This window comes from Microcoleus sp. CZ3-B2, assembly GCF_036705055.1.
Taxonomy (GTDB): domain Bacteria; phylum Cyanobacteriota; class Cyanobacteriia; order Cyanobacteriales; family Microcoleaceae; genus Microcoleus.
The window spans coordinates 1-7,304 of the sequence record NZ_JAUBTN010000050.1 but is presented as its reverse complement, the minus strand read 5'-3'; the positions used below and the strand labels follow the sequence as shown (position 1 = coordinate 7,304).

General features: G+C 43.9%; 3 protein-coding genes and 1 other RNA gene. All 4 read right to left on the bottom strand.

From position 1 onward, the window contains the following. Positions 1–19: 19 nt before the first annotated feature. The 4 genes from rnc to QUA97_RS20180 all read right to left on the bottom strand — a co-directional run bounded on the left by rnc (position 20) and on the right by QUA97_RS20180 (position 7,037). The gene (gene rnc / locus QUA97_RS20195; RefSeq protein ID WP_194066959.1) at positions 20–730 is read right to left on the bottom strand and encodes a ribonuclease III; all 711 of its coding nucleotides are present in this window, start codon (positions 728–730) and stop codon (positions 20–22) included. A gap of 239 nt (positions 731–969) precedes the next feature. Beyond that, an RNA gene (gene rnpB, locus QUA97_RS20190) (RNase P RNA component class A) lies at positions 970–1,403 on the bottom strand. Positions 1,404–1,458: 55 nt separating this feature from the next. Further along, entirely contained in the window at positions 1,459–2,631 is a 1,173-nt protein-coding gene (gene corA, locus QUA97_RS20185) for a magnesium/cobalt transporter CorA (RefSeq protein WP_333195658.1), read from the bottom strand. Positions 2,632–2,804: 173 nt separating this feature from the next. Beyond that, on the bottom strand, positions 2,805–7,037 hold the full coding sequence (locus QUA97_RS20180) for a PAS domain S-box protein (RefSeq protein ID WP_194066957.1): 4,233 nt from the start codon (positions 7,035–7,037) through the stop codon (positions 2,805–2,807). Positions 7,038–7,304 lie beyond the last annotated feature (267 nt).

Here is a 7,304-nt window from a genome sequence, read left to right as displayed (position 1 = left end):
AACAACTAACAACTAACAACTAACAACTAACTAATTTATTGAAAGCGGAGCGAGCCGCAGCTTGTTCGGCAGCTTTGATCGATCGACCTTTTCCCTCTGCTACCAACTCTCCCTGAATGCTAACTTTTGCCGTAAAACGATCCTCGCCGCCCTGGACAGTTCCGGTTTCTTCCACGGTATACTTGGGCAAAGTTTTATATTTGCCTTGAGTCAACTCTTGGAGAGCAGCTTTGTAATTTTGCCTGGCCGGATCGCTGCGAATCTCCGCCGCTAGGCGTTGAAAGTGACCGTCTAACCAAGGGCGAATTAATTCTAACGTCTGGGCGCTCAAATAAAGCGCGGCGAGTAAGGCTTCCAAAGAATCGGCCAGTCTGGGAACAGCACCTGTTTTGTCGGCGGCGGCGCTGCTGGAAACAATTAAATAGCGATCGAACCCGTAACTTTCAGCGATTTTAGCAAGAATGCGATCGCTCACCAAGATCGATCGAATGGCAGCAAATTCCCCCACCGTACAGTCAGGATAAATCTCAAACAACAATTCAGACGCAGCCAGCCGCACCACAGCATCGCCGACAAACTCTAGCTGCTCGTAATTTGCCTTAGCAGACGCACTCGCATGAGTCAAAGCTAAATCGACGAGATGCCATTTGATCGAAGCATCCTTCGACAGTCCCAACTTTTCAATTAATGTTTCAAGTTGCTTTTGGCGACCAGGATAAAGCATATTCATAGCGAATTGGGCAAACAGGGAATTGGGAATTGGGAATTGGGAATTGGGAATTGGGAATTGGGAATTGGAAATCTATAGCCGAGTCTCGGTAACATGAGGCTATCTGTCGCGCATAAGCCTCGCGGGCACAGGAAGCAGCCCGCATATCCTCACAACGCGATCGAATTGCTATATCTCACTTGATTCTAAAAATAATATATAAAAATTCTCCCACTCTCCCACTCTGGGATTTTTGGAGGGAAAAAAGTCGGACATAAGCCGGGTTCTGTTCTCTCAAATGCAAGCACTTTTCGATGGCAGTTATCTATCTGGGACGTTTGTTACCAAACGCCTCAAGCGGTACCAAAAAACGGAACTGGTAAAAAACCAACCATAGTCCCTCCGACCTTGCTCCCAACCGGGGTTTACCTAGCCAGCACCTCTCGATGCTGCTGGTGCGCTCTTACCGCACCTTTGCACCCTTACCCCCTAACAACTTGCAATTTTTGACGATCGATTTTTGATGCAATCTCCAATCTCTAATCTCCAATCTCAAATCGGGGGGCGGTATCTTTCTGTGGCACTATCCTCACGATCGCTCGCACTGGGCGTTACCCAGCAAGTTTGGTTTTTCGGGAGCCCGGACTTTCCTCAGACCAGCTTTCGCCAATCCGCAACCGCCTGCGCCTACTTTTTTCCCCAGACTTATTGTACGCGATCGTTCGTCAATCAATTGAGGATTTTAGATTTCAATCATCTTTAATAGTAGAAAAATTTTCAAACCAGCCGCGCCGCCAAAAGAAGAAAACTAAACTAGACGCGATCGCCACCATCAACGCCCAACAAAGCGGATAGCCAAAATACCAGTTCAGTTCCGGCATATTCAAAGGCGATTTTTCTGTATTGAAATTCATCCCGTATACTCCCGCCACAAAAGTTAACGGAATAAAAATACTCGAAATCACCGTTAGCAATTTCATGATTTCATTCATCTTATTGCCAACCGAAGACAGATAAACATCCATCAAACCCGACGATAACTCTCGATAGGTTTCCACCATATCCATCACCTGCACCGTGTGATCGTAACAGTCACGCAAGTAAATTCGCACCTCTGGAGTAATCAAATCGCTGCTATCTCGAATCAAAACATTAATTGCATCCCGCTGCGGCCAAATGGCGCGGCGCAGCGTCAGCAATTCTCGCCGAATTTTATAGATTTTTTCCAGGGTTTTGCGATTGGGGTTCACCACCACTTCATCCTCTAATTCTTCAATCCGCTCTCCGTAAAGTTCTAATACAGGGAAAAATCCATCTATAATCGAATCCAACAGAGTATAAGCAAGATAATCAGCTCCGTGCTTGCGAATAGCTCCTTGTCCTTTGCGAATTCGCTCGCGCACCGGATCGAAACAATCATAGTCCGGTTCTTCCTGAACACTTAGCAGGTAATGTTTGCCCAAAATGAAACTAACTTGTTCTTTGTGAAAATTATCTGAATTAGGCTTAATCATCACCATCCAGGCAATAATTAAAAGGTGTTCTTCATAGTCTACAACTTTCGGGCGTTGGGGAATATTTACTACATCTTCCTGAGCCATTACGTGCAAATTAAAAACATCGCTCATTTGTCGCCAAGTTTCTTTATTGCCCAATCCCAACATATCAACCCAAGAAACAGATTTTGTATCTAAATAGGCAGCAGCTTCTTGAGGATTTAACAATTTTTTGGGGCGAGTAGCTTTGGTTTCGCAATAGTCAATTAATACAATGTCTGGAGGCGGCGCATCCGGTTCTAAGTCTAGAGTTCCCGGCAGCGCCCCCGGATCGTCATAAAAATAATCAACGTAGGAATCATCATCATCATCTTTAATTGGTTTTTGAAATACACTCGAAGTATTTTTTATGCCTTTGTATGCCATGTTAATATTCCTGAGTTTTAGAAGCTTCAATTAGATTATCACTTTTTACGTATAACTATCAACAACCAACAACCACTAACAACTAACCAATAACAACCAACAACCAATAACAACTAACCAATAACAACTAACCAATAACAACTAACAACCAACAACCAATAACCAATAACTAATTATCTTTGCCGCATGGGAATCTCGATCGCAAATTCAGTTCCCTCACCAGGCGCCGAAATGCAGCGCAGCGCGCCCCTGTGTCTTTCCACCACAATCTGATAAGAGATAGACAATCCCAAACCAGTACCCTTACCTACTGGTTTATTCGTAAAAAACGGGTCAAATATCCGAGATTTTACAGACTCTGCCATTCCCGCGCCGTTATCTGAAATGGCGATCGCCACCCAATTGTTCTCCAAAACCTCCGTGCGAATCCGAATCGAAGGTAATGCGTCACAACCCAAAGGTAAACTCGTAGAATTTTGCCGTTGGGCATCCGTTGGACTAGGCAATTCCCACTTTCTATTTCTCACACTTGCCAAAGCATCAATGGCATTACTTAATATATTCATAAACACTTGATTTAACTGTCCAGCGTAGCATTCTACTTGGGGCAGCGTCCCATATTCTTTAATTATTTCAATCGGGCGATTTCTACCATTTTCTTTGAATTTGTGTTGCAAAATTAATAGCGCGCTGTCAATTCCTTCGTGAATATCAACACGCTTAATATCGGATTCTTCCAGGCGGGCAAAGTTGCGTAAAGACAGAACAATTTCACGAATGCGATCGGCTCCAGTTTGAATAGAAGTCAACAGGTGCGGAAAATCCTCTTTCATAAATTCGATTTCTATTTCTTCAGCAAGATTTGCGATCGCAGCAACAGGTTCCGGGTAATGTTCTTGATACAAAGTACACAATTGTAGCAAATTATTCGCATACAGGCTCGCGTGAATAATATTGCCGTAAATAAAACTGACAGGATTATTAATTTCGTGAGCAATTCCCGCGACTAGCTGTCCCAAACTAGACATTTTTTCCGCATGAATTAGTTGAGCTTGAGTTTTTCCTAATTGTTTCAATGTTTGCTCTAATTGGGCATTTTTATCTTTTAATTGAGATTCGGCTTGTTTGCGCTTAGTAATATTGCGGGCAATAACGATCGCCTGATTAGAGTTAAGAGGTAGCAATCTAGCTTCATAAGTTTCTTCTCCTGCCGGCCTGGGTAGGGAATACTCTAGATCAATCGGTGTTCCGTTTTCGGAAATTTGAAACATTGCCAGATTGAACTGGCTGGCGACGGTTGCAGGTAATATATCTGCCATTCGTTTGCCCATAAAATACTCAGAATTCAGGTAGAAATCCGCTGAATTTCCTGATAAGTAATCCAAAATAATGCCGTCAGTATTGAGGCGGAAATACAAATCGGGCAGGGCCAGAAAAACAGCTTCTAACTCGGAAGTTTTTTGGCGCAATGCTTCTTGGGCGTAATAGCGATCGCTAATATCCAAAATCACCCCGTCCAAACAGAAAACGCTCCCATCTGCGTCGAACACGGGAGAACCTTTATCCCACACCCATTTAACGGTGCCATCTGCTGCTAACAAGCGGTATTCCAAATTATAAGACTGTTTGCTTTCTATTGATTGCCAAATTGTTGCTTCTACTTTTGCCAAATCTTCCGGGTAAATAATACTAGCAAAAGTCCGGCTTCCCATCTCCAAAGGCAAAAGAAAATCCGCAGCCGGGTAGCCCGAAAGCAAGTAAACGGCATCGCTAATAAAACTTGTAGAAAAATCGCATTCCCAGCGATAAACAACTCCGGGAATATTAGCTACTAAAGATCGAAATCTTGATTCACTTCTACGCAAAGCTGCTTCCGATTCATAGCGTTCTGTAATGTCGTGAGTGAAACCTAGAACTGCAAATATATTACCTTCTGCGTCGCGCAGAGGGACTTTTTGGGTGTCTAAAATATGTACTGAACCATCAGCAACAGTTGCCGCATCGCAGGGATTGTGGATGATTTCACCAGCTAGTGCAGCAGAGTCGTCTGTGCGGAATCCTCGGATATTTTGTGCGGGATTCCCAAATACTAGCTCTTCTGAGAATCCTAAATCTAAATCAGATTTTCCAATAATTTCTTCGACTGTTTTACCGATAGATTGAGCTAAACTTTTGTTGACCAAAATATAGTTAAATTGTTTGTCTTTGGCAAAAATCCAGTCGCTGGTTGTGTCTATTACTGTGCGAAGCAGTTCTTCGGAACGTTCAGTTTGTGTTAAAGCTATTTGTAGTTCTAATTCCAGGCACTTGCGAGTTGTAATATTTTCAAAAGCAACGCCGACGCAGTTGTTAGGTAATGGAAAAGCTTTGATAGAAAAAGCGCGAGTTATTTTGCCGGATTCATCGCAGTCAATATCTTCAACTTCTACGGCTTTTTGGCCGATAATTACCGAAGCAAATGCTTGGGGAATATTTTTCGATCGCAAATGAGGAAAAATTTCGTCAATTGTCATGCCCAAAACGTCGGCCATTTCTAACCCAGTAAACCTGGTAGCAGCGGGATTGGAGGCGATCGCCCTTAACGTACTATCATCGTCTAGATCTTCCAAATGGTAGACGTACAAACCAATCTGCATATTCTCCACTATTTGGTCGTAGAGGCGCACGCTTTCGTCTACCTGCCTGCGTTCGGTAATATCTTCTGTAATACCCAACACGTACTGAGGATGCCCCTGAGCGTCGAGAATTGGCACTTTGCGGGTGTGCAGTATTCTCATACCTTTGTGGCGAGTTTGGATCGGCTCTTCGGCTATTTCTTTAACAGTAGATTGGTTGCGATGAGCTGTCAATATTTCCCTATCTTGAGCGGTGAAAACATCAGCTTGTTCTTTGGGATAAATATCGTAGTCATTTTTGCCGATCGCCTCTTGAGAGGTAACACCTGCGATCGCTTCCCCGGCCTTATTCCACAGCACAAATTTTAGCGAAGAAGCATCTTTAGCAAAAACTCCCACGGGCAGATTTTCTACTACGGAATTGAGGAACCCTTTAGCGGATTTTAATTCAGCTTCTGCGCGCTTGCGTTCGATGCCTAAAGCTATGACATCGGCAACGGATGCTAAAGTTTCTTGAAATGGTGCTGTCAGCGGCTTGAAACTGATAATTACCATGACTCCCACCAGCCTTTCTTCGACTATTAAGGGGTAGCCGGCGAAGGTAAAAATCTGCTGGGGAATTTGGCAATTTGCCGGATTTTGGCGGCTGTTGATAATTGCTAATTCGGAACTGCATAACCCTGTTGCTTCGGATTCTTCTTCTGGAAGTCCAAAATTCTTCAGTTCAAATCCGCAGTCAAATTGCGGTTTTTGCTGTTGGGCGATCGAGTTAACCTTACTTGCAATAAAGCTAGCCCGATCGCCTGTGCGGCTGTAGAGTCCCGAGGCTGCTTGCAACTCCCAAATATTGGATTGAGAGTTTAAAGTCCAAATTTCAGCGGAGGCGACATCAATATTTCGCACCATTGCGTCGCAGCAGGGAAGCAGGATATCTTGAGGGTGTTTGGTGAGGGCAATACCAACATCGGCTACCATTGCTGTGAGGCGAGAAGCTTGGGCTTTTTCTGCTTCCAATCGTTTGCGATCTGTGATGTCTTCCACCAAAGAAAGTACGGTAAAAGAGTCGCCGCTGCGAATAATTGAGTTGAACCAGCGACACCAAATAACTTGTCCGCTTTTAGTTTTATTTTGATTGATGGAAATATTGCCATTCCCGGAGGCTAGTTCTAGTTCGATCGCGCTTACAGCCTCTCTTTCTTCTTCGCAAACCAAATCCAAATCGCCGAAATGCTTGCCCATCATATCATCCGATGTCCAGCCAAAGATTTCTTGGGCGCGTTTTGACCACTGAACGATTCGGAAATTTTCATCCCAGCCTACCATTGCCAGGGGACTGTTAGCTGCATTCAACCACAGTAAATGATTCGATCGGCGCAACTGCTGAGTTTTCTCTTGCTGCCAGCGGTAGTGCCTGGTGATATCCCTACCGACACCCAAAACCCGCATCTGGTTGCTAGAGGCATCCACCGCTGGCGTGTAAGCAGTTTCGTAAATTTTAATCCCGCCGTCTGCCGCCCTCACCTCGTGAATTGCCAGCTTTTTTTCCCCTGTTATAAATACTTGTTGCAGGCAGGAATCAATCTGCGAGATTATGTTTTTGAGAGCAGAATTATTGGGATATAATTGCAATAATTCTTGGTTAGTTTTGTTGACTATTTCAGCAGGCTCCAATCCCATCCAAGCAGCAGCAACGGGATTGATGTATAGGTAGTTTTGCTGTCGATCGCACTCTAGGAAAGCATCAACAGAGTTAGAGAAAAAAGACTGTAACGAGTTGATAACTTCCTGCATGGGTATTTTGCGATCGCTTGCAAGTAAAGCTTTAAATTTTTCCTAAAATTAGTTTAACTCACTCAAATATTTTTGCGTACTTTATATTTGCGGTTTCCGGTGAAATTTTCGGCGCAACCCTCTAGGATACAATAATTTTTAGGAAATAGTATTTTTATGAATATAACTTAATTAGAACAGATGTTCTTTTTTTAAACAAGACGCATCGGATAGAAAAGGGAGATGGGGAGAGAGGGAGAGAGGGAGAGGGGGAGAGGGGGAGAGGGG